Origin of the sequence: Leisingera sp. NJS201 (assembly GCF_004535885.1) — a bacterium.
GTDB lineage: Bacteria > Pseudomonadota > Alphaproteobacteria > Rhodobacterales > Rhodobacteraceae > Leisingera.
Map to the genome: position 1 here is coordinate 649,604 of NZ_CP038234.1, position 19,405 is coordinate 669,008.

Annotated in this window: 12 protein-coding genes and 6 pseudogenes; 5 read left to right on the forward strand and 13 right to left on the reverse strand. The window is 59.5% G+C overall.

The genetic code is table 11. The features are described from left to right. Positions 1-537: 537 nt before the first annotated feature. A pseudogene (locus ETW23_RS03180) lies at positions 538-1,104 on the forward strand (transposase); the annotation flags it as partial. A gap of 71 nt (positions 1,105-1,175) precedes the next feature. Here ETW23_RS03180 and ETW23_RS03185 read toward each other — a convergent pair. From ETW23_RS03185 to ETW23_RS03220, 7 genes and pseudogenes are all read right to left on the reverse strand, one after another. Beyond that, positions 1,176-2,184: pseudogene (locus ETW23_RS03185) on the reverse strand (IS5 family transposase). 561 nt (positions 2,185-2,745) lie between these two features. Next, positions 2,746-4,392: an amidohydrolase gene (locus tag ETW23_RS03190; RefSeq protein WP_134829096.1), complete on the reverse strand. Its 1,647-nt coding sequence runs from the start codon at positions 4,390-4,392 to the stop codon at positions 2,746-2,748. A gap of 98 nt (positions 4,393-4,490) precedes the next feature. Next, positions 4,491-5,941: pseudogene (locus tag ETW23_RS26680) on the reverse strand (amidase). Continuing rightward, complete coding sequence (locus tag ETW23_RS03205) at positions 5,928-7,637, reverse strand: ABC transporter ATP-binding protein (protein ID WP_134829099.1); 1,710 nt, start codon at positions 7,635-7,637, stop codon at positions 5,928-5,930. The pseudogene ETW23_RS26680 and the gene ETW23_RS03205 overlap by 14 nt, the downstream one beginning before the upstream one ends. 3 nt (positions 7,638-7,640) lie before the next feature. Then, complete coding sequence (locus tag ETW23_RS03210) at positions 7,641-8,435, reverse strand: ABC transporter permease (protein WP_247676951.1); 795 nt, start codon at positions 8,433-8,435, stop codon at positions 7,641-7,643. Positions 8,436-8,512: 77 nt separating this feature from the next. Beyond that, complete coding sequence (locus ETW23_RS03215) at positions 8,513-9,460, reverse strand: ABC transporter permease (protein ID WP_134829101.1); 948 nt, start codon at positions 9,458-9,460, stop codon at positions 8,513-8,515. 64 nt (positions 9,461-9,524) lie between these two features. Beyond that, positions 9,525-11,060, reverse strand: a complete 1,536-nt coding sequence (locus tag ETW23_RS03220; RefSeq protein WP_167738064.1) for an ABC transporter substrate-binding protein — start codon at positions 11,058-11,060, stop codon at positions 9,525-9,527. A gap of 124 nt (positions 11,061-11,184) precedes the next feature. Between ETW23_RS03220 and ETW23_RS03225 the strand changes: the two genes are divergently transcribed. Continuing rightward, positions 11,185-12,003 carry a helix-turn-helix transcriptional regulator gene (locus ETW23_RS03225; protein WP_134829103.1) on the forward strand — a complete coding sequence of 273 codons (819 nt, stop codon included), beginning with the start codon at positions 11,185-11,187 and terminating at the stop codon, positions 12,001-12,003. A gap of 428 nt (positions 12,004-12,431) precedes the next feature. Here ETW23_RS03225 and ETW23_RS25655 read toward each other — a convergent pair whose 3' ends face one another. From ETW23_RS25655 to ETW23_RS03235, 5 genes and pseudogenes are all read right to left on the reverse strand, one after another. After that, positions 12,432-13,007: a hypothetical protein gene (locus tag ETW23_RS25655; RefSeq protein ID WP_247676950.1), complete on the reverse strand. Its 576-nt coding sequence runs from the start codon at positions 13,005-13,007 to the stop codon at positions 12,432-12,434. Positions 13,008-13,079: 72 nt separating this feature from the next. Next, positions 13,080-13,151, reverse strand: a pseudogene (locus ETW23_RS25660) (hypothetical protein); the annotation flags it as partial. A gap of 99 nt (positions 13,152-13,250) precedes the next feature. Then, complete coding sequence (locus tag ETW23_RS25665; RefSeq protein ID WP_247676949.1) at positions 13,251-14,072, reverse strand: recombinase family protein; 822 nt, start codon at positions 14,070-14,072, stop codon at positions 13,251-13,253. A gap of 532 nt (positions 14,073-14,604) precedes the next feature. Next, positions 14,605-14,760: a hypothetical protein gene (locus ETW23_RS25010; protein ID WP_167738065.1), complete on the reverse strand. Its 156-nt coding sequence runs from the start codon at positions 14,758-14,760 to the stop codon at positions 14,605-14,607. Between the two features lie 177 nt (positions 14,761-14,937). Next, a pseudogene (locus tag ETW23_RS03235) lies at positions 14,938-15,993 on the reverse strand (IS5 family transposase). Positions 15,994-16,128: 135 nt separating this feature from the next. Between ETW23_RS03235 and ETW23_RS03240 the strand changes: the two are divergent. Next, positions 16,129-16,807 (forward strand): annotated as a pseudogene (locus tag ETW23_RS03240) (hypothetical protein); the annotation flags it as partial. 38 nt (positions 16,808-16,845) lie between these two features. Here the strand turns inward: ETW23_RS03240 and ETW23_RS03245 are convergent. After that, positions 16,846-18,014, reverse strand: a protein-coding gene (locus ETW23_RS03245) for an IS3 family transposase (protein ID WP_134829104.1) whose coding sequence is annotated in 2 segments (ribosomal slippage) — positions 16,846-17,768 and positions 17,768-18,014 — 1,170 coding nt in all. Because the reading frame shifts where the segments join, the coding sequence is not laid out codon by codon here. Between the two features lie 199 nt (positions 18,015-18,213). Between ETW23_RS03245 and ETW23_RS03255 the strand changes: the two genes are divergently transcribed. Both ETW23_RS03255 and ETW23_RS03260 read left to right on the forward strand, forming a co-directional pair. Further along, positions 18,214-18,633 (forward strand): PRC-barrel domain-containing protein, encoded by a 420-nt coding sequence (locus tag ETW23_RS03255; protein ID WP_134829105.1) that lies wholly within the window; start codon positions 18,214-18,216, stop codon positions 18,631-18,633. 117 nt (positions 18,634-18,750) lie between these two features. Continuing rightward, positions 18,751-19,389, forward strand: coding sequence for a DUF998 domain-containing protein (locus ETW23_RS03260; protein ID WP_247677004.1), 639 nt, complete (start codon positions 18,751-18,753; stop codon positions 19,387-19,389). The last annotated feature ends 16 nt before the right edge of the window (positions 19,390-19,405 follow it).

Below are 19,405 nucleotides of genomic sequence, written 5' to 3' on the forward strand. Positions count from 1 at the left end.
CAGCAACAGCAAACAAGGAAACCATAAGGCAGGCAAAGGCAAGACGCATAGCCGGTTATATGTCCAAAGGCGGGCATCGCCCGTTGTTAAAGTTTCGTTCAGCTGTCTTCAGCAGTAGAAAATTTAACGTTTTACTGGACTCTGCACCTTCGTTCAGGTGGCTGTAATCTTGCTAATACGCTTTTGATGTGTGGTGTTGACCCGATATAGACTCTCGATTCCCCGGTCAAGGAGCTTGCGGCACCAACTCTTGCCAGGGGCACGAAGCGAATGCCATTCTGCTTGTTCAGGCAAGACCGGTTGATGCTGTTATTCCGGCCGCTACTGAACAGAGGTGGTCGCGCTTTTTTGACCTGTTTGCAGCCCGTTTAAGGTGGATCAGGGTTTCACATCAGGCTGCCATTCTCATGGGTTCTATTTTGCTTTCACAGGCCTCATCCGGGTCAATATGCCATGGGCTGATGTCGTTGAAAAACTCCTACTTGATCGGCGATTAAGTGGCTGATTCAATATCCGCATTGAGCGGGAGGGTTGGCGATGACGGGACCGAGGCAGGAGGCGCAGGCCGAACTCTTTTACGAGTTCTCTCTGGAGGAGCATGTCCCGTAAGATCATCTGCTGCGATCGATTGACCGGCATCTCGATCTGAGCGGCATCCGGGGTCATCTGGCGGGTTTCTACAGCCGCACGGGCCGACCATCGGCCGATCCTGAACCAATGATCCGCATGCTTGTGGTTGGCTACTGCTTTGGCATCCGATCCGAACGGCGGCTTTGCGAAGAGGTGCATCTGAACCTGGCCTGTCGCTGGTTTTGCCGCCTTGATCTGACTGACCGCATCCCGGATTACTCGGCATTCCCCAAGAACCGGCACGGCCGCTTCCGCGACAGTGATCTGCTGCGTCATGTTTTTGAGACGACTGTTGAAAGATGCGTGTCGGAAGGGCTTGTCGGTGGCCAGTGAGTCGCCGTGGATGCCAGCCGCTCGATCCGGCAGGCAGAGGTGGGTGCCATGCGCAAGATGACCGACCGGACGGCAGAGCGCTTTGGCCTGAAGCCTGATTGGGTCGCAGCGGACACCGCCTATGGCTCATCTGATAATCTGGTTTGTGACCTGCCCCCGGCTCTGTTGCACAAATCGGAGCGTGAGCGTATTTTCCCTTTCCCCAGATGAACTTATCCTACGGTCACAGTGACGGGTAAGCCAAGAGCGGTGTAGCGGTTGAGCACCGCAATCCGGATTTGGAGCTCGGCTGCCTGCCGTTCAAAGTCCCTCGCCATGAGGCCCTGGCCGAGTAGTTTGACGCAGTGCATCTTTGTCACTGCGCGGCTGCGGCGGTGATAGCCGGTCAACTTTCGCCAGAGTGCCCGTCCAAGATACTTGCAGGCTCTCACGGCTTCGTTTCGCGCGATAGCTCCCGCCGTGGCTGGCTTCCAAAGCTGGGCATTCCTGCGCGGCGGGAGCGAGCCATTGATGCGCCATTGGTTCGAGCACAATGGCGAGCGGCTGCGGCTCCCCGAGCGGCAATCACATTGTGGCACTTGCGAGTGTCACAAGCCCCGTCAGCGGTGACGCTGGCATCCCCTGGCCGGGCGGGATTTGTTCCAGCAAGTCAGGTAGAATGGGTGCGTCGCCGACGTTGCTTGTCGTTACACCGACCGCCCGGATTTCCAGTGTTTCCTCATCCATCCCGAGGTGTAGCTTGTGCCAAAGGCGCTTTTTGCTACCGCCATGCTTGCGAGCGTTCCACTCGCCCTCACCTTCGGCCTTAATCCCTGTCGCATCAATCAGCAGATGCAGCGGCCCCTTTCCGCCACGGTAGGGGATGGCGACTTGCAACTTCTCTTGGCGACGGCAAAGAGTGCTGAAATCCGGGACCTTCCAGTCGAGCCCTGCCAGATGTAGCAGGCTTTCAACGAAGCCGCCTCGCCATGGTCTCTCGGACCAGTGGCGTTCCCATGGCTCGATCTGACGAAGTGGCATCCCGAACAGCACCTTAATCGTCAAACAAACTTGGATCGAGGCGTCGCTGAACTCAGGCTGACGACCACGCTTGCCGGTCGGAGGTGCATGCCAAGGCATCTCAGGATCAAACCAGATAGATAGCGAACCGCGCTGCTTTAGCGCTGTGTTGTACGAAGGCAAGTTCCTGGTCGTGTACTTCGTAGGGGACCAACTGCTCATGTTCGCCAGCTATCACGCTGGTTTCATAAGGTGAATCCCCTACGGATTTGTGCAACAAAGCCCACCACCATCAAAACGAGCAACCATCATCTCCTTCAAGAGATGCGCCGTCCCCATTTCAGCTTGCTGAGAAGGGGGCGGTGTCAGATCACATCAAGACTAATTCAAGTCAGCCCATTATTTCCGATTACTGCGTCTTGCTTGAACTAGCGCGAAGCTCGCAATACTGACGTTCGCCACGGAAAGCTCGGACCTTTACGTTCTCACACCGGTTTCCCGGGGCACCGTTGTGCAGCCCTCCTTGGCGGACTTTCGCTGCAGTCTCGAAGCTGTTGGCAGCGTGACCTCATGCTTAATCATCTAAGGTGGTTGCACATTCATGGATGATTAGATGAAATCTTGTCTGTGAGTAGCCAACTGCCGCCATTGAAATTCGTTTCGCAAGATGATGTGGCTGCGCGTAGCAGGAGCCCTCGGAATGGATGAATTGAAGCACGCGTTTTGTCCCAATACTGTGTCAGGAGCATGCAGAGTTGGATTCGTCCCAAAGAACGGCAAACGTCAGGCTTCGAAGGTAATCTGACCGCCGCAGATTGTCAGTGCCACCCTTGCCAAACTGAGCTGGCCTGCCTGCTGCGCCTCAAGGTCGCGGTCCATGACAGCCACATCTGCCATCATGCCCGCACGCAGCCTGCCCTTGCGGTGTTCGTTGAATTCGGCCCATGCCCCGTCGCAAGTATAGGCTGCCAGCGCATCACGCAGACTGTGGCATTGATCCTGCCAGGCGTCCGGCAGCGCCTGGCAGTCCACCGCGCCCTGGATCGTGGGCATCACATCCACCGGAACCACGGGCCAATCGGTTGAGAAAATGACCTTGGCGCCGCTATCACGGAGTGTCCGTGACGGGAAAGCCAGTGGGATCTGGTGACCGTGCAACAAGGGGGCGAGCTCAGGGATTGCCTCCGGGCTGGTATGCGGCGCGTGCAAAGGCTGCATGGAGGCGGTGACGCCAAGCTCTGCGAAGCGCGGGATGTCTTCGGGGCTGATGGTTTCGATATGTTCTATCCTGTGCCTGCTGTCGCGGGCGCCATTGGTACGCCGGGCGGCCTCAAACGCATCCAGTGTTCGCCGGACACCCGCGTCGCCGCAGGCGTGAACGGAAATCTGCAGCCCCATGGCATCGGCGCGGATGCAGGCTTCCTTGAAATGCTCATCGGAAAACAGTGGCGCGCCCCGGTCGTCAGTGCCTGGATAGGGCTGCAGCATGAAGGCGGTCCTGTTTTCAATCACACCGTCGATGAACATCTTGACCCTGGCGGACCAGAGATGGCTGCTGGCGTAGGTCCGGCGCATGAACCCGGCCTCCTCCAGCCGCTCCAGCGGGTCGGTGTGTTTGAGGTGCAGCGGCACTTCGGCCCGGCACAGCAGTTTGCCTTCCCCCTCCAGTTCCGAAAGCAACTCCAGCTGGTAAAGGTTGCCATCCATATTGTGCAGCCCGGTGATACCGTGCGACGCGCAGTGCAGCAGCCCTTTTTCCAGCACTGCCTTATCGATTGCGCGTTGCGCGGGTGTTGGTGCGGGAACCGGATCGGCGCCGGTCATCGAGCCTTCCTGATCGCGCCCGCCCAGCGGTGTGAACTTCATCAATGGCGCCAGCGCGCCGGCCTCACGCAGCTCTCCGGTTGCGGTGCCATCGCTGCCCAGGACGATTTCGGAGCCTGCCTCTACGGTTCTGCCGTGCAGAAGCCCAGCCAATTCAAGTGCCCTGGTGTTGGCCCAGGCGGTATGGCAATCCGGCGCCATGCAGGCAAAGGGGCGGTCCGGCAGGACTGCGTCCAGGTCGTGGCGGGTCAGTGAGCGGTTCCCCATCGCGTGGTAGCTGGCTGCATATGCATACAGCAGAACGTCATCCGGACGCTGTGCCGAATAGGCACGGATAGCTTGCGTCAAGGCGTCCAGTCCGGCGATACCGGTCAGATCCAGATATTCCAGTTCCGCTGCACCTTGGAACAGGTGAACATGGCTGTCGATGAACCCCGGCAGGACCGTGTTGCCCTGGGCATCGAACACGCGGGCCGTTCCGGCCATGGCCCGGATTTCGGCATTGGTCCCCACTGCGGTGATGAGGCCGCCCTTGATCGCCAAGGCCTCAGCATCGGGGCCGTCGAATGTCAGAACTTTGCCGTTCAGGATTACCAGGTCGGTCATTGCTGCCTCTGATCTTGCAAAAGTATCGGGACCGGGAGAGGTGTTTTCTCCCGAGGCTTCAGTTTGAGTATTGAAGAAGTGTGCCTCGCGGCGTTCTGCTACAGCGCTGGCCGCCGGGATGCCTGATCCAGCCAAGGCATCTTCTCTTGCAGGACCGAGGCCACATGAAACGCCCTGGGGTCGTCAAAGGCCCGCGCCACGATCTGCACCCCGATCGGCCGACCGTTTTCACCAATCCCGGCGGGCACGGCCAAGGCCGGCAGGCGCGACAGCATGTTGAACACAGCCAGCGTGTTCAGGTCGTATTCGCTGTCGAAGTCCCGGTCTCCGATTGTGATGCGGTCCCAGGGTTTTTGCTCCGCCAGCATCTCGTAGCTGGCAAAGGACGGGCAGATGAAGGCGTAGTAGCCGTTCTCCATCATCGGCCCGAATCGGCTGTAGATGTCCGCGGCGGTGTCAAATGCAGCCAGAAATTCCTCCGCCGTGGTTTCCGCCGCGCAGCCGGCAAAGTACTTTGTGTAGTCGCAGACCTGATCGGGGTGCGCCTCGACCTCGCGGGTCAGGGCGGCCCCCATCAGATGGTTGAGGTAGTTCTTACACCCCTCCCGCACCTCATGGCCCCAGCCGAGCTTGACCTCTTCCACAATGGCGCCGGCATCCGACAGCGCGTCCAGCACCTTGAAGGTCTGATTGGCAACGTCTTTCGTGACGACCTCATTGCTGATGTCCAGGCTATAGCCAATGCGTTTGCCGCTGAGGCTGCCGTATTCCATCGGAATGGTCATCTTCTGCCGCACCGTTGCGATGTCCTGCGGATGGTGGCCGGAAATCACATTCTGCATCATTGCGCAGTCATTGACCGTACGTGCCATGGCACCGACATGGCAATAGGGATCCAGATTGAAGGGGGCTGCATCCGGCACCCTTCCGTAGGGCGGTTTAAAACCGACAACCCCGCACATCGCCGCCGGGCCCCGGATTGAGCCGCCAATATCCGATCCGGTCGCCAGCGTGGTAGTGCCCGCAGCCAGCGCCGCACCGGCGCCGCCTGACGATCCCGAGGGGTATATTCCGGGTTCCAGGGATTGCGGGTCACCCCGTGCAGGCGGGTTTCGGTGGTCCAGGCACTGCAGAATTCAGGCGTGGCCGAACGGGCATGGAAAATCGCACCCGCATCGCGCAACCGCTGTGCCACGGGGTGGGTTTCGTCAGCAATATGATCCTTGTAGATCAGCGAACCCTGGGTGTTGCGCTGGCCTTTGACATCCATTTCGTCCTTGATGGCAACCGTGACACCTTCGAGAGGGCGGGCGTCGCCGGGGCGGTTCATATAAACCTCTTCGGCCGCCCGGGCGGCATCCATTGCCGCCTCGCAGTAGATGTCGGTGAAGGCGTTGATCACCGGTTCGACTGCTTCGGCACGTGCAAACTGGGCTTTCAGCACATCCACCGGGGACAGCTCTCCGGATTTGAACAGCGCAATCTGCTCCGTCGCGGGCAGGTAGCACAGATCAAGATCGGACATGGCAAGGGTGTCATTCAACGGCATGGAGTTTTCTCTCTTGGTTTGGTGACTGTTGGTCCGGCAAGGCGTGAAAAGACGCGGCAATCAGCCTGCGGGTGTATTCGTGACGTGCGCCGGCAAAGAGCTGCGCCGTGGGGCCGGTTTCAACCAGTTCGCCTTTCAGCATGACAATCATACGGTCGGCAGCGTGGCGGACGACGCTCATGTTGTGGGTGATCAGCAGGATCGACAGGCCCATCTGCTCCTGCAGAGCATTCAGCAGGTTGACGACCTCTCCCTGGACAGAGACATCCAGCCCCGCAGTCGGTTCATCCGCTACGATCAGGGACGGCGACAGCGCCAGAGCGCGCGCAACGCCGGCGCGGCGGGCCTGCCCGCCGGACATTTCATGCGGATACCTGTCGGCAAACGACGCATCCAGCCCGGCTTGGGTCAGCAGATCGATTGCCCGCGCGCGGGTTGCTTCGGATCTGCGCCCGTGGACGGCAAGAGGTTCGACCACCTGCTCGGCGATGGTGACCCGCGGCGACAGCGAACCGGCCGGGTCCTGGAACATCATCGCAACCTGCTCGCGCGCTTGGTTCCAGCCGGCGGCATCCGCCGCAGTCAACTCAGTTCCATTGAGGGTTATGCTTCCGGCGCCCGGGCGGACCAGTCCCATGATGCTGCGTGCAACCGTTGTCTTGCCCGATCCGCTCTCCCCGATCAGCGCCAGCGTCTCGCCCCGGCGGATGTCAAAGCTGACATCCTGAACCGCTTGGATGATTTCGCGCCAGCCACCCAGGGTCGGCGGCAGAATACCGGCCCGGGTGAATGAAACCGACAGGTTCCGCACGTTCAGCACCGGTTCTGCGTCCGTTTCAATCCGCCCCGCCCGGCCTTGCACGATACCGACAGGCTGTTTCAGCGCCTCGTTCATGGTCGGCAACCGCCTGGTCGGGGTATCAATCTGCGCCGGATCGCAGCGCAGCAGCGCTTTGGTGTAGTCGTCCTGCGGTTCAGTGAACACCGATTGCACGGGCCCTGCCTCGCGGATTTCGCCGGATTTCATGACCAGGACATCATCACAAAGCGACGCAACGACGCCGAGGTGATGGGTCACAAACACGACGGCACATCCAGTCTCCTGTTGCAATCTCCTCAGCAGCTCAAGGATCTCCACTTCCAGCGTCGGATCCAGCGCGGTGGTGGGCTCATCTGCCAGTACCAGGTCAGGCCCCAGCATCAGCGCCATCGCGATGGAGACCCGCTGGCGCTGACCGCCGGACAGTTCGTGCGGGTACATGTTCATCCGCGCCGCCGGGTCCGGCAGGCTGACCCAGTCCAGCGCATCGATGGCGCGCTGCCACTTCTCGCGCTTGGGCCAGGGCTCGCGGTAGAGAAGGTCTGTCATCTGCTGGCCGATGGTCAGCCCCGGCGCCAGTGATGTCATCGGATCCTGGGAGATGTAGGAGATCCGGGAACCGCGCAGCGCCCGCATCCGGGCGGGCGGCTGGCGCAGCAGGTCGTCACCGTCAAACCAGACCTCGCCCGAGTTCAGAGTGGCAGCATCCGGCAGCAGCCGTGTCAGCGCCCAGAGCAGTGTCGATTTGCCAGAACCGCTTTCCCCGACAATGCCCAGGGTGCGGCCCTTCTGCAGTGTGAAGGACACCCATTTCACCGCCTGAATGGGACCGAACCGCACGGCGAGATCGACAACTTTCAGAAGCGTATTCGTCATGGCTCAGCCCTTTCCGCCAAGTTTCGGGTCAAAGGCATCGCGGAGCGCTTCGCCAAGGAAAGTGAAGCCAAGGGTCGCCAGCACCAGCGGGATGCCGCCCGCCACCACCAGCCAGGGGGTGTGGCCGACAAAGTCGAACCCGTCCTGCAGCATCAGGCCCCAGCTGGAAGCAGGGGGCTTGACGCCCACGCCGAGAAAGCTGAGGCCGGCTTCGGCGGCAATGAAGGCGGGGATGTCCATCGATGCGACGATCAGCACCGGGCCGATAACATTGGGCAGGATGTGGCGCGCCACAATACGCACCCGCCCGGCCCCCATCGCGCGCAGCGCCTCGACATATTCCGCATTGGCCTGCGCCATCACCGACGCCCGCATGATCCGTCCGTAATAAGGCACTGAGGTCGCCACCAGCAGCCCCACCAGCACCACCATGCCGCCGCCGAAGATCGGGCCGATGGCCAGCGCCAGGATGATCACCGGATAGGCGCGCACGGTGTCGAACCCCAGCGTCAGCACATAATCCAGCCAGCGCGGCCCCATCGCCGCCATCATGCCAAGGATACCGCCCAGAATAACCGACAGCGCAGTGGATATCAGCGCCACGCTCAGCGCGATCCGGCCGCCGTAAAGGGCGCGGGACAGCACATCGCGGCCCAGCTGGTCGGTGCCCAGCCAATGGGCGGCGCTTGGCCCTTGCAGCTTGGACGGGATGTCCATGGCATTGGGGCCGTAGGGCGCGATCCAGGGGGCCAGCAGAGCCGACAGGATCAGCAGCAGCGCAAGCAGCAGCCCGAACATACCCATCGGGTCATGGAGCAGATTTGTGAACCCGCTGGGCCGCACGGGCCTGCGGGCGGGTTGAATATCAGCCGCAGTCATTGCTCCTGGCCCTCCTTGAAGCGGGGATCGATGATGGCGTTGAGGATGTCGGCGGCGGTGGTTGCCGCGATCAGCAGCGCGCTGGAAGCCAGCACCGCCCCCAGCGTCACCGGGTAGTTGCGCAAGATCACCGCGTCATACATCAGCTTGCCGATGCCCGGCCGGGCAAAGACGATTTCGGCAAAGACCGCGCTGCCGAGCATGTAGCCGACCCCGACCCCCAGCACGGTGATCGTCGGCGCCACCGCCACCCGCAGCGCATAGCGGTAGATAATGCGCGGCTCGGTCAGGCCAAAGGAGCGGGCGTTGCGGATGTAGTTTGCCGACAGCACCTCGATCATCGAGGCCCGCACCAGCCGCGCCAGATAGCCGACCCAGCCGATGCCGACAGCCACCGCGGGCATGATCAGATGATGCAGTGTGGAGCCGAAGCTGCCCTCGCCGGCACCGATGGCCGGCAGCCAGCCCAGCCGGGCGGAGAACAGCAGCATGCCGTAGATTGCGATGATCACCGAAGGCACCGCGATGACGCTGACCGACAGCACCCCGATCAGCCGGTCGAACAGCCCGTTGCGGCGCACCGCCGCCAGGCAGCCCAGCGGAATACCCAGGCCTGCCGCCAGCAGCATCGCTGCCGTGATCAGCTGCACAGTATGCGGAAGATGCGCCATCAGCACTTCGCTGACAGGGCGGCGGCTGCGCAGATCGGTGCCCAGATCGCCCTGGGCCACTGCCCCCAGATATTTCACGATCTGCACCGGCATCGGCTGATCCAGCCCCAGCCGCTCGGCAAACTCGGCTTTGATGGCAGGTGTTGCCCGTGGCCCCAGCATCGCGCTGGCCGGATCGCCGGGGGCCAGTTGCACCAGCACAAACAGCGTCGAGACTGCCAGGATCAGCACAGTCACCCCTAGACAGGTGCGGCGGAGAATATAGCCAAGCATTTCGGTGTTTCCTCAGAAGAAAAATCCGGGCGGGGCTGCAGGCCGCCGCCCGGTAGGAGGGAGGTCAGTTTGCGGTCTTCTTGAAGCCGGCAAAGACTGGACGGCCGTCCGGCAAAGTGGCCGGCACGATCTTGTCGTTCCACAGGATGGTCAGGGGTTCATTGGTCAGGAACAGGAAGTTGCCGGATTTCTCCATCATCTCCTGCATCTGTGTGTAAAGTCGGCCGCGCTCTGCGTCATCGGTGCTGCGGCGCGCCCTTTCGACCAAGGCGTCATAGTCCGGGTTGCTCAAACCTTCCCAGTTCCAGACGCCGACCTGATCGGAGGTGAAATATTGCATCGTGTAGATGCCGTCGGGATTGCCGGTCCAGGATTTTACATGCAGCTGCAGATCCGCCGCGCGGGCTTCGTCAACGCTCCAGAAGGTGCCTTCGTCCTGGCCGTTCAGCTCAACAATCAGCCCGATCTCGGCCAGGTTGGCCTGGACGATCTGGGCAATGGTGGCGCGGTTGGCGGTATTGACGAAATCCAGCCGCAGCACGGTTCCTTCGGCCCCCGCCTCGGCAATCAGCGCCCGGGCGCCCTCGAGATCCCGCTGCTTTGGCGCGGCATCGCGGTAGCCCAGCAGCCCCGGCGCCACGATACCGGTGGCGTGATCCGCCCGCCCGTTTGAGATCGCTGCCAGAATGGTGGGCACATCCACGGCCTTCTGGATGGCCTGGCGCACGCGGATATCCGACAGCCCCTCATAAGTTTCGGAAATGCCCATCCACAGCGGATCAAGCGAAGACCGCAGTTCGGTGTTGCCGGAACTCTTGGACCAATTGTCATACTCCAGCGCCGAAGCGGCATAGGTGTAGTCTATCTCGCCCGCGTCAAAGGCCACCCGGGCAGCGTTGTCATCGGCAATGGCGATGATGGCCACTTCCTCGAACTCTGCCGCCGCGCCGCTCCAGTCCGGGTCTTTCTCCAGCATGAAGGGCTGGCCCGGCTCATGCGACTTGAACCTGTAAGGGCCCGCAGTTGCGACCGGGGTGGCCTCGAAATATCCCTCCGAGGCCTCGGCTGCCGCCTTGGAGATGATCGCACCCGAAGTGTAGGACAGCGTCGCGCTCCAGAACGCAGGCGACGGCGCGCTCAGATGAATGATGCCGGTGTATTTTCCGGTGACTTCAACATCTTTCAGCAGGGAAAACTCAGCGGAAACGCCAGACTCCAGATCCGGGTCCAGATGGCGTTCAAAGGAGTATTCCACGTCCTCTGCAGTCAGCTCGCCATAGCCGCCGGACCACATGATGCCGGGCTTCAGCTCAAACGAGATGTGCTGCGGGTCTGAGAGATCGACGGATTGCGCCGCGTCCAGTTCCGCCTTCCAGCTGTCCCCGGCCGCGTATTTCGCCAGCCGCGGATACAGATTGTCGATCAGCAGCTGTTCGGAGCTGGATCCCCAGTAGGCCGGATCCAGATAGCCCGGATCGGCAGCAACCGCGATGCGGAGGGTGTCAGCAGAACCTGCACCTACTGCAGCGGTCCAGATGGCAGCAGCCACGCTTGAGCATATCGAAACCTGCCGGGCCGGCTTTGTCGGAATTCTGGTCATCTTCCACTCCATCTGTTGGCATCTTTTCCAACAGTCTAGAGGGCGCGCGACCTGCAAAGCACGCACCGTTAGACCCCAAAAATTAGGCTGGACGCAGCTATAATGCATAAAGTAGCGTAAACGCATGCCTGAAACTAATCTCTCCGCCAATCTCAGGATGCTGTGCAGCTATGGGCGTTCCGTCTCGGAGGTTTGCCGCCGAATCGGCATCAACCGGCAGCAATTCAACAAATACCTCACCGGTCAGACTGCCCCGTCGCTGGCCACGCTGCGCCGGGTCTGCGATTTTTTCGGAGTGGATGAGGCCGAGATCCTGCAGGATAAGAAGGCCTTTGCCAAACTGGTCCGGCTGCGGCCGCCGGTTCTGGCCCGGTCGGATGATCCGCTTTCGGAGCAGATGGAAAAGGTCATCCGCCGCGACCGCCGCAATGCCGGCCTGCTGGAGCGCCATGAGGGATATTACCATATCTACATGAGCCCAGACCCGTCCAAGCACAATCTCCTGAAGAGTATCGGGCAGATTTTTGGCAGCGGGAAGGACTGGTTCTCAAAGGAGCTGGAGCGCTATGAGAATGACGAATTCGCCATTCCCTCGACACTCAAACACTCTGGCCTGGTGTTTGAAGCGCACAACCGGATCTTCATAACCAGCCGCGAGCAGGGGCAAGGAAACGGCATGTGGACCACTGCCCTGATTGCTTCGGATTATGAGGAGCCCTCGTTTCTTCCCGGGCTTCTCCAGGGGATCGAACCGGAAGGCGGGCATATGCTCTATGGCACCCGCGTGGTATGGGAGTATTTGGGCAAATCACCGAACTTACGGGAAATTCTAGAGAGATGCGGGGCCTACAATAGTGACGACCTGGAAGTGCCCGAATTCGTGCGCAATTCCATTTTTTCAATGGAGGATTCTCACACGGCAACTTTGACAGCCGCTTTTTAGTCGCTGGGAAACACCCCCTATCGCAGCAGCCGGAGCGGACACAGAGGAACCAGATTATCTCTCAGATAATGGCCGCCACACAGGCCTTTTCATGCGATTTCTTTCAGACACATCGTTCAACATCCAGCGTCTACTTTAACGGTCTGTTTTAGTCATTCTTGCAACTTCGGCGAGTTATCAATTTCCGTCCTCCAGTGCATTGTCGCAAACACAATGCGCAGTTTTCCGCCATTGTGGCAGCTTGCAGCGAACGGCGGCTCCGTCCGGCACTATGTGAGCTCACCGGCTGCAATCCTCGCAGTCGCAGCGAATGGCCGGAACTGCGGGCTGCTCCGCAGCAGAAACCCTCGGTTGGTTGCGTCAAACGGCCGAGTTTGCAAAGGGCGCTCCCTGCGCAAAGGTGTCGTTAGCTGTGCGCTATCATGTGTTTATGCGATTGCGGAGAGGGCAGGTAGGATACGGCGGTTGCCTGCTCCCGCAACCAACGCCTCGCACTCATCTGGGTTAAGGTCGGACAAATCATCTGCAATGGATGAACTGTCACGCTCAGAGGCGAGAGACAGTATTCCTGCCAAATCACCAACAAGATCGATAATTGAGCCGTCACGGTCTTCTGCAGGGGTGAGCACAATGGCTTCGATCATCGACCGGATCAGGTCTGAAGCTTCGCTCCGGTGGCTTTCGCTGTTGAGCAGGTCGATCAGCCTTGCCACTTCCTTGCGGTAACGCGCAGCCATGCCAGGCTCGAACAGGACAGGCCGCTCGGTGACTCCTTCCAGTTTCCGGTTCAGCTCTTTCATGCGCCCGTCGATGCGAACCGCGTCATCCTTCAGAAGATCGCCGGGCACCCCGTTCAGGATAGACTTGACCAGAGCACTTTTTTCTTTCTCCAGTTGTGCCAGCTCCGCTTTGTAGAGATGCAGTGCAGAATTGTGGCGCTTGTTGAGATCGCTCAGATGCCGCGTGTATTCCTCGCAGAAGAGCTTGCAGAGCTCTTCGTCCATAAGATGTTCCCGCAAAGAACCCAGAACCGCTTCTTCAAGCGTGTCGCGCTTGATGGTCTGCCGGTTGCCGCAAGTGCCCTTGTTGCGGGCGTTCGAGCAACCGATACGCCCTGTTGAGACCGTGGAACAGCCGCCGCCGCACACACCGCATTTGATCAGGTAGGCAAACAGGTTGCGGGGGCGGTTGGTCTGCCAAAGCTCAGATTTGCGGGTGAGCGCAGCTTGGCGCGACTTAACCTGGTCTCACAAGGCCTGATCTAAGATCCTGAGTTCCGGAACGTCCTGAACAATCCATTCTTCTTCGGGATTGAGCTCTGACACCCGCTTGCCTGTTTCCGGATCTTTGACATAGCGCAGGCGGTTCCAGACCATTCGCCCGATATAGAGCTCGTTGTTTAGAATACCGGTTCCGCGCTGGCGGTTGCCATTGATAGTGCTTTGTCCCCAGCCTTTACCTGATGGCCCCGGAATATTTTCCCGGTTCAACTGAACGGCGATGGCTTTGGGCGACTTTCCATCTGCGTAATCTTCGAAGATCCGCTTGACGATTGCCGCATGGACGCCGTTGATGACGCGTTCGCCGCGTTCTTCACCGGGCACAACATCATAGCCAAAGCACTTTCCGCCGCCTGATTTTCCGGCTTCTACCCGGCCTCTCAGGCCACGGCGGGTTTTGTCGGCCAGATCCTTGAGAAACAGCGCATTCATGGTGCCCTTGAGGCCGATATGCAGGTGGTTTATTTCCCCTTCGGAGAGGGTGACGATTTTTACCCCTGCAAAGCTGAGCCTTTTATAGACTCCTGCGATATCTTCCTGGCCACGGCTGAAGCGGTCCAAGGCTTCCGCGTAGATGACATCCACCAATCCCGAGGCTGCGTCCTGCAAAAGCATTTGAATGCCGGGACGCATCAAGGACGCCCCTGAGACCGCGTGATCGGTGTAGCTTTGGAAGAGATTGTCCCCGTTTGCCTCCGTACGCTCTGTGCACAGCAAAATCTGGTCTTCGATGGAAGACTGTTTTTGCATGTCAGTTGAATAACGGGCGTAAATGGCGGCGCGTGGCATGGTGTGTCTCAATCCTTGTTTTTGGGTTCCTCTGTTGTTTTGGAGCGCTGGCGCGCAACGAAGCGGCCAAAATCCTCTTCAGCGGCGCGGCGCGCCAGATACCGGACCAGCTCTCGTAAATGTGGGGCCGTGCGCGCGTTGCGCAATGCCTCACGCCAGCTATTGTCTAGCCGCCGGGTCATAATATGCCACTTTCAGGACCATCCAGGTCCAAAATTCCTGTGGATAACTTTTGACCCCTCATAAGCGGCTTAGGAATGGTGTCATTGCCTGTATCGTTCATTTCGAGCCCTTTCAGCGTTTCATCAGGCCGCAGCAGACGGTTCACGCAAGTTTGCTCGGCCAGGACGTGTTTTGATCTGGTGCTTGTCTGTTGGCGCGTCTCACCCCCTTCGAGGTCGAACGCTCCGGCTCTTTACATGGGTGGATCAGACCCCGATGCGAGCCTCTTGGCGTCTATCCAGCGCTCAGCGCGGGAGATACGCCTTTTGTACATTTTCATAATGACATTCATAGGTTGAGTTGTGCAAACTTACCTCTCGCGTCCTTCGCGCTCAGAGCGCGCCTGCCGTCGGAATTCCTTCCGGCCATCGGCGGATTTGGAGCGCAGCCGTGCGCGTAAGGTCTCGATCATCTCGCGGTGTTTCTTGCGTGCCTGCGCGTTGGAGGCAGCACGGATGTCGTCCATCTCGAAGCGCAGTTCCGATGCGGGTTCTTTCGGTTCATCCCGCGCCAGCTTATCGAGATGGGCGTTGGTGAGGGTTCCTGCAGGCTGGATCGTGCCTTGTGCTTTGTTCCGATCCCGCGGGCGGGCATTGTTGCAGAACCCGCTCTTGAGGCCTGCCTCCCCCTTTCCCCTCCGAACTTAGGCGACGCGGATGATCTCGGCGGTGCCGAGTGCGTTGAAGCGGTTGATGAGTGCGATGCGGATGTGGATTTCGGCGGTTTGGCGGTCGGGGTCTCTTGCGGCAATGCGCTCGCCGAATGCCTTTAAGCAGCGCATCTTTGCCTCGATCCGGCTCCGGACGTGGTATCCTGTCCAGCGCTTCCAGAAGGCTCGACCGTAGCGTCGGGTGGCTCGCAGAGTTTCGTTTCTGACCCGCGCAGCCGGACAATCTTCTTTCCACAACCGACCATTCTTGCGGATCGGGATGATCGGGGCCGCGTCGCGTTCGAGGATCGCGGCATGGCAGCGTCGCGTGTCATCGGCACCATCGGCGATCACGGTGCCGATGTCTTCGTCCTCGGGGAACTGACCCAACAAGTCCGGTGAGACCGGGCTGTCGCCGTCGCGGCCGGGGGTGAATTCGACGGCACGGATGCCGGACGTGGCAGCATCCATCGCAAGATGAACCTTGCGCCCCTCTCATTGATTGCTTTGCAATCAATTGCCGGGCAGTGATTGGCGCCGCCCCTGAACGCCGTGCTTGCGGGCCTGCCACTCACCATCGCCAAGGAACTTGATCCCGGTGCTGTCCGCTGCCCGGCAGTGCATCACGCAGTGATGTCACGAGAGGGGACCAGCAGGTTCAGCGGCCCGTCGGCGCGGCGATATGGGATCTGGACGGCCAGCGTTCGATGGGCTTACGCGGCCCCGCTGGGGCCACGGTCCCAACTCACTCTGTCGGCGGCACAGCGTAGAGAAATCCGGAACGGGCCAATCCAGACCCGCCAGGTGCAAAAGGCTGGTGACCATCCCGACGGTCTGCCGGAGTGGCAGCTTGAACAGAACCTTGATCGACAGGCAGAACTGGATCGCCGCATCCGGGAAAACCGCAGGGCGGCCGGGGCTGCCATCATGCGGCGCGAGCCAGGTCATCTCTTTGTCCAACCAGATCAGAAGCGACCCGCGCTTTCTGAGCGCATCATTGTAGCTGGACCAATTCGTCGTACGGTAGCGGGCAGGTGCGGGCTTGCTCATCTGCCCCGTCTAACCGCATGGATTCGTGATGTGAATCCTTAGCACTCAGAGTTCTGCAGCAACGCCCATTGACGCCAGCCTCATCAGCGAGAGCGAGCCTTGTCCGCCATTGGTCCGAGGACAATGGCGAGCGCGGTGGCCGAGGAGAACCGGCGGCTGAAGCGCATGTACGCCGACGTCAGCATGCAGAACGACCTGCTGAAGGAGGCGCTCGGATAAGTGCGATCCTCAACGCCACTGGTTCGAGAGAAGGATCGAACGATCCGGCCATCCACTGCCCGGCAGGGCATTGCGAAGCAATGTCCCGAGAGGGGCAACGCCGAGAGTTGGCCGTGAAAGCGGTGGCGATGAAGGGCGTCAGCATTGCGCTGGCATGCCGGGCATTCGATGTCAGCGAGACGTGCTATCGGTACAGCCCGAAGCTGGACGGGGAGAACGAGCAAATCGCCGGCCTGCTCCTCGGCCTGACAGCTGCAAGGAAGACCTGGGGCTTTGGCCTGTGTTTCCTGTATCTGCGCAACGTGCAGGGTCACAGGTGGAACCACAAGCGTGTCTACCGGATATACCGTGAGCTGGAGTTGAACCTTCGGAGTGAGCCATTGAGGCGCCATTGGTTCAAGCTCAATGGCGAACGCCGCGCAAGCGTCTGAAGCGGGAAAAGCCGGACGAACTGGCTGTGCCTGACGCCCCGAATGAGGTCTGGTCGATCCCTGCCCGGCAGGCGATGCCAGCATCGCCGATAGGGGACTTCATGGCCGACAGGCTGGGGGATGGACGGCAATTCCGGCTGCTGAACGTTCTGGACGACTTCAACTGGACCTGTCGCGTTTTCGTGCCGCCCCAAGTGCTCGTTTAAGCCACTTTCCGTTCGAACGCGACTGGGCTTTTCCAGCCTAAGGCAGAGTGCCGTCGGCGCGGATTGTAGAAGCCGTTTATGTAGTTAAAGATCGCCATCTCCGCTTTTCGTCGCGTTGGCCATGACCTTCGCCAGATCAGCTCTGCCTTGATCGTCTTGAAGAAGGTCTCGACGGCCGCATTGTCATAGCAATTTCCTTTGCCGCTCATCCACTGCCCCGGCAGTGCATGTTTACATGCATGAGAGGGGGACACGCTGAACCCGTGTTGTCGCAGGATTATCTGATAGTCATGAGAACAGTATTGCGATCCACGATCCGTATGATGAATGCAGCCCATAGGCGGTGATCTGAAGGCTATAGCCATGTTCAGCGCCCGGATCGCCAAGTCCCGCTTCATCCGATTGCTGATGGCCCAACCGATGACCCGCCGAGAATGCAGGTCCAGGATGACAGCGAGGTATAGCCAACCCTCACGGGTCCAGACGTAACTGATATCGCCAGCCCATTTTTGGTTTGGTTGGTCGGCAATGAAGTTCCGATCCAGCAGATTGGGTGCGATGTTGAACTTGTGGTCGCTCTCCGTCGTGGCCTTGTGTTTGCGGGTCCTGACAACGGATATGCCGTTCTGTCGCATCAATCTGCCCACACGCCGATGCCCAAGATTCAGGCCGATCTCCTTCAGCTCTTCAGTCATGCGTGGCCGACCATAGCTGCCCAGGCTGAGACGCGATTGCTCCTTGATGTGGGCTAATGTCACCAGATCAGATCTCTGCCTGCGAGTGGCAGGGCGGCTGCGGAATGCACGCAAACCACGCGCACTCACGTCCATAACCTTACACAAGCGTGCTGTTGGAAACTGATTTCGCTGTTCTTCAATGAACCTGAACCTCACGGCTTTTGGCTCGCGAAGAACACCGCGGCCTTTTTTAAGATTTCCCTTTCCTCCTTAAGAATGCGGTTCTCGCGCCGAAGCCGATCATTCTCTTGGGCAAGGCTCAAATCCTCCTTCGACACTACACCGGTGTCTCGGTGCGCCGTGATCCATTTGTTCAGCGTCGACATCCCGACACCCAGATCGTCAGCCACCTGCTTGCGCGTCAGCCCACTGGTCAACGCAATGCGCACCGCGTCCTTGCGGAATTCGTCAGTCCTTCCACGTCCCATAGTTCGTCTCCTTTGTTGCAGTAAATGCTATCAAAGGAGCGGCATCAAACCGCGACAGGTCCACTGTCCACCAACTGTTGAATTGGGTGCTCGAAACTCTTGTCCGGTCTGCACGACTTCGACGGTAGGTAAATTTTCTCGGAACAAAAGTCATCTTCAGAATGTTCAGTCTGTGAAGCAAACAGAAAAGGAACATCACATGTCTCGCCTTGCCTCTATTGCCCTTATCGCTGGCATGACCGCGGCGCCGGCCGTTGCGGAATCCCTGATGGATACCGAAAATCTGATCCGGACACGCGACATCACCGGTGGTGACATCTACACGCTGAATGGTCCCATGGACGAAGATACCTGGGGGAACTGGGAAGCTGATGGTGTCGGCCCGGACTGGAATGACATCGGCGAAATCGAAGATGTGATCCTTGATCGCGGTGGCAAGATGATTGGTATTGTGGCCGAAGTCGGCGGCTTTCTCGACATTGGCGACAAGCACGTGCTGATCCCCGTTGAAGACATTCGGCTCACGCCGGTGGATGACAAGAGCTATGTCATCGTAACCCGCAAAACTGAAGAGCAGCTCGAAGAGATGGAATCGGTGGATGAAGGCTGGTGGGACTGATCCGGCCCTTATAACGGCATATCAAGCGAAGGGGCTGTCGCGAGCCCCTTTGACCTTATTCACTGGGTCTCACTCCTCAGGAGTTGTTACCCTGGCGCGATCAGGCGGTGATCCGACATGAATGACGAGACAAAATCTCCGAAGTTAGAGAATGCCCCCACGCTGATGATAGTGCTTGGTTGGTATGCGATTATTGGCTGTCTTGTGTTTTCCGCCGCCATCATTGCGGCTGACTTTATTGTCCCTGATCACGATTGGATCGCTGATACGATCAGCGACCTGGGCGCAGGCAAATACGAGTTCATTGTCGATATCGGCATATACGCTTTCTCGGGCTCTCTGATTTCCGTTGCGCTGCTGGCTGCGCATGTTCACATGGGCGGATGGGGCTGGAGTTGCGGGATCATCGGCCTCGCCCTGCTGGGGCTCATCGTCTTTCTTGTCGGGGCACGGAATGAATATGGCGACAATGACAGTGACGGCGTGGTGATCCATATCTATCTTGTCTACGCGCTGGGTCTGCTCATGGCGATCATTCCCTGGTTGATGTCCCAAGGGGCCGCCCGAGCGGGACGCTACTATGGTCAGGTGCTCGTCGGTATTTCAATCGTCTGGGCGATCTCTGCACCGGTCTTCTTTTTCCTGCCTGACGAAATTGATGGCATTTATGAACGCTATCTCGGGCTCATAGCCTTCGCATTTGTTTTTGTGCTTGCCAGACTCTTCATCAGGCGCGGGCGAAAGCTCACAGGGTAACGCCATTGCCAAGATG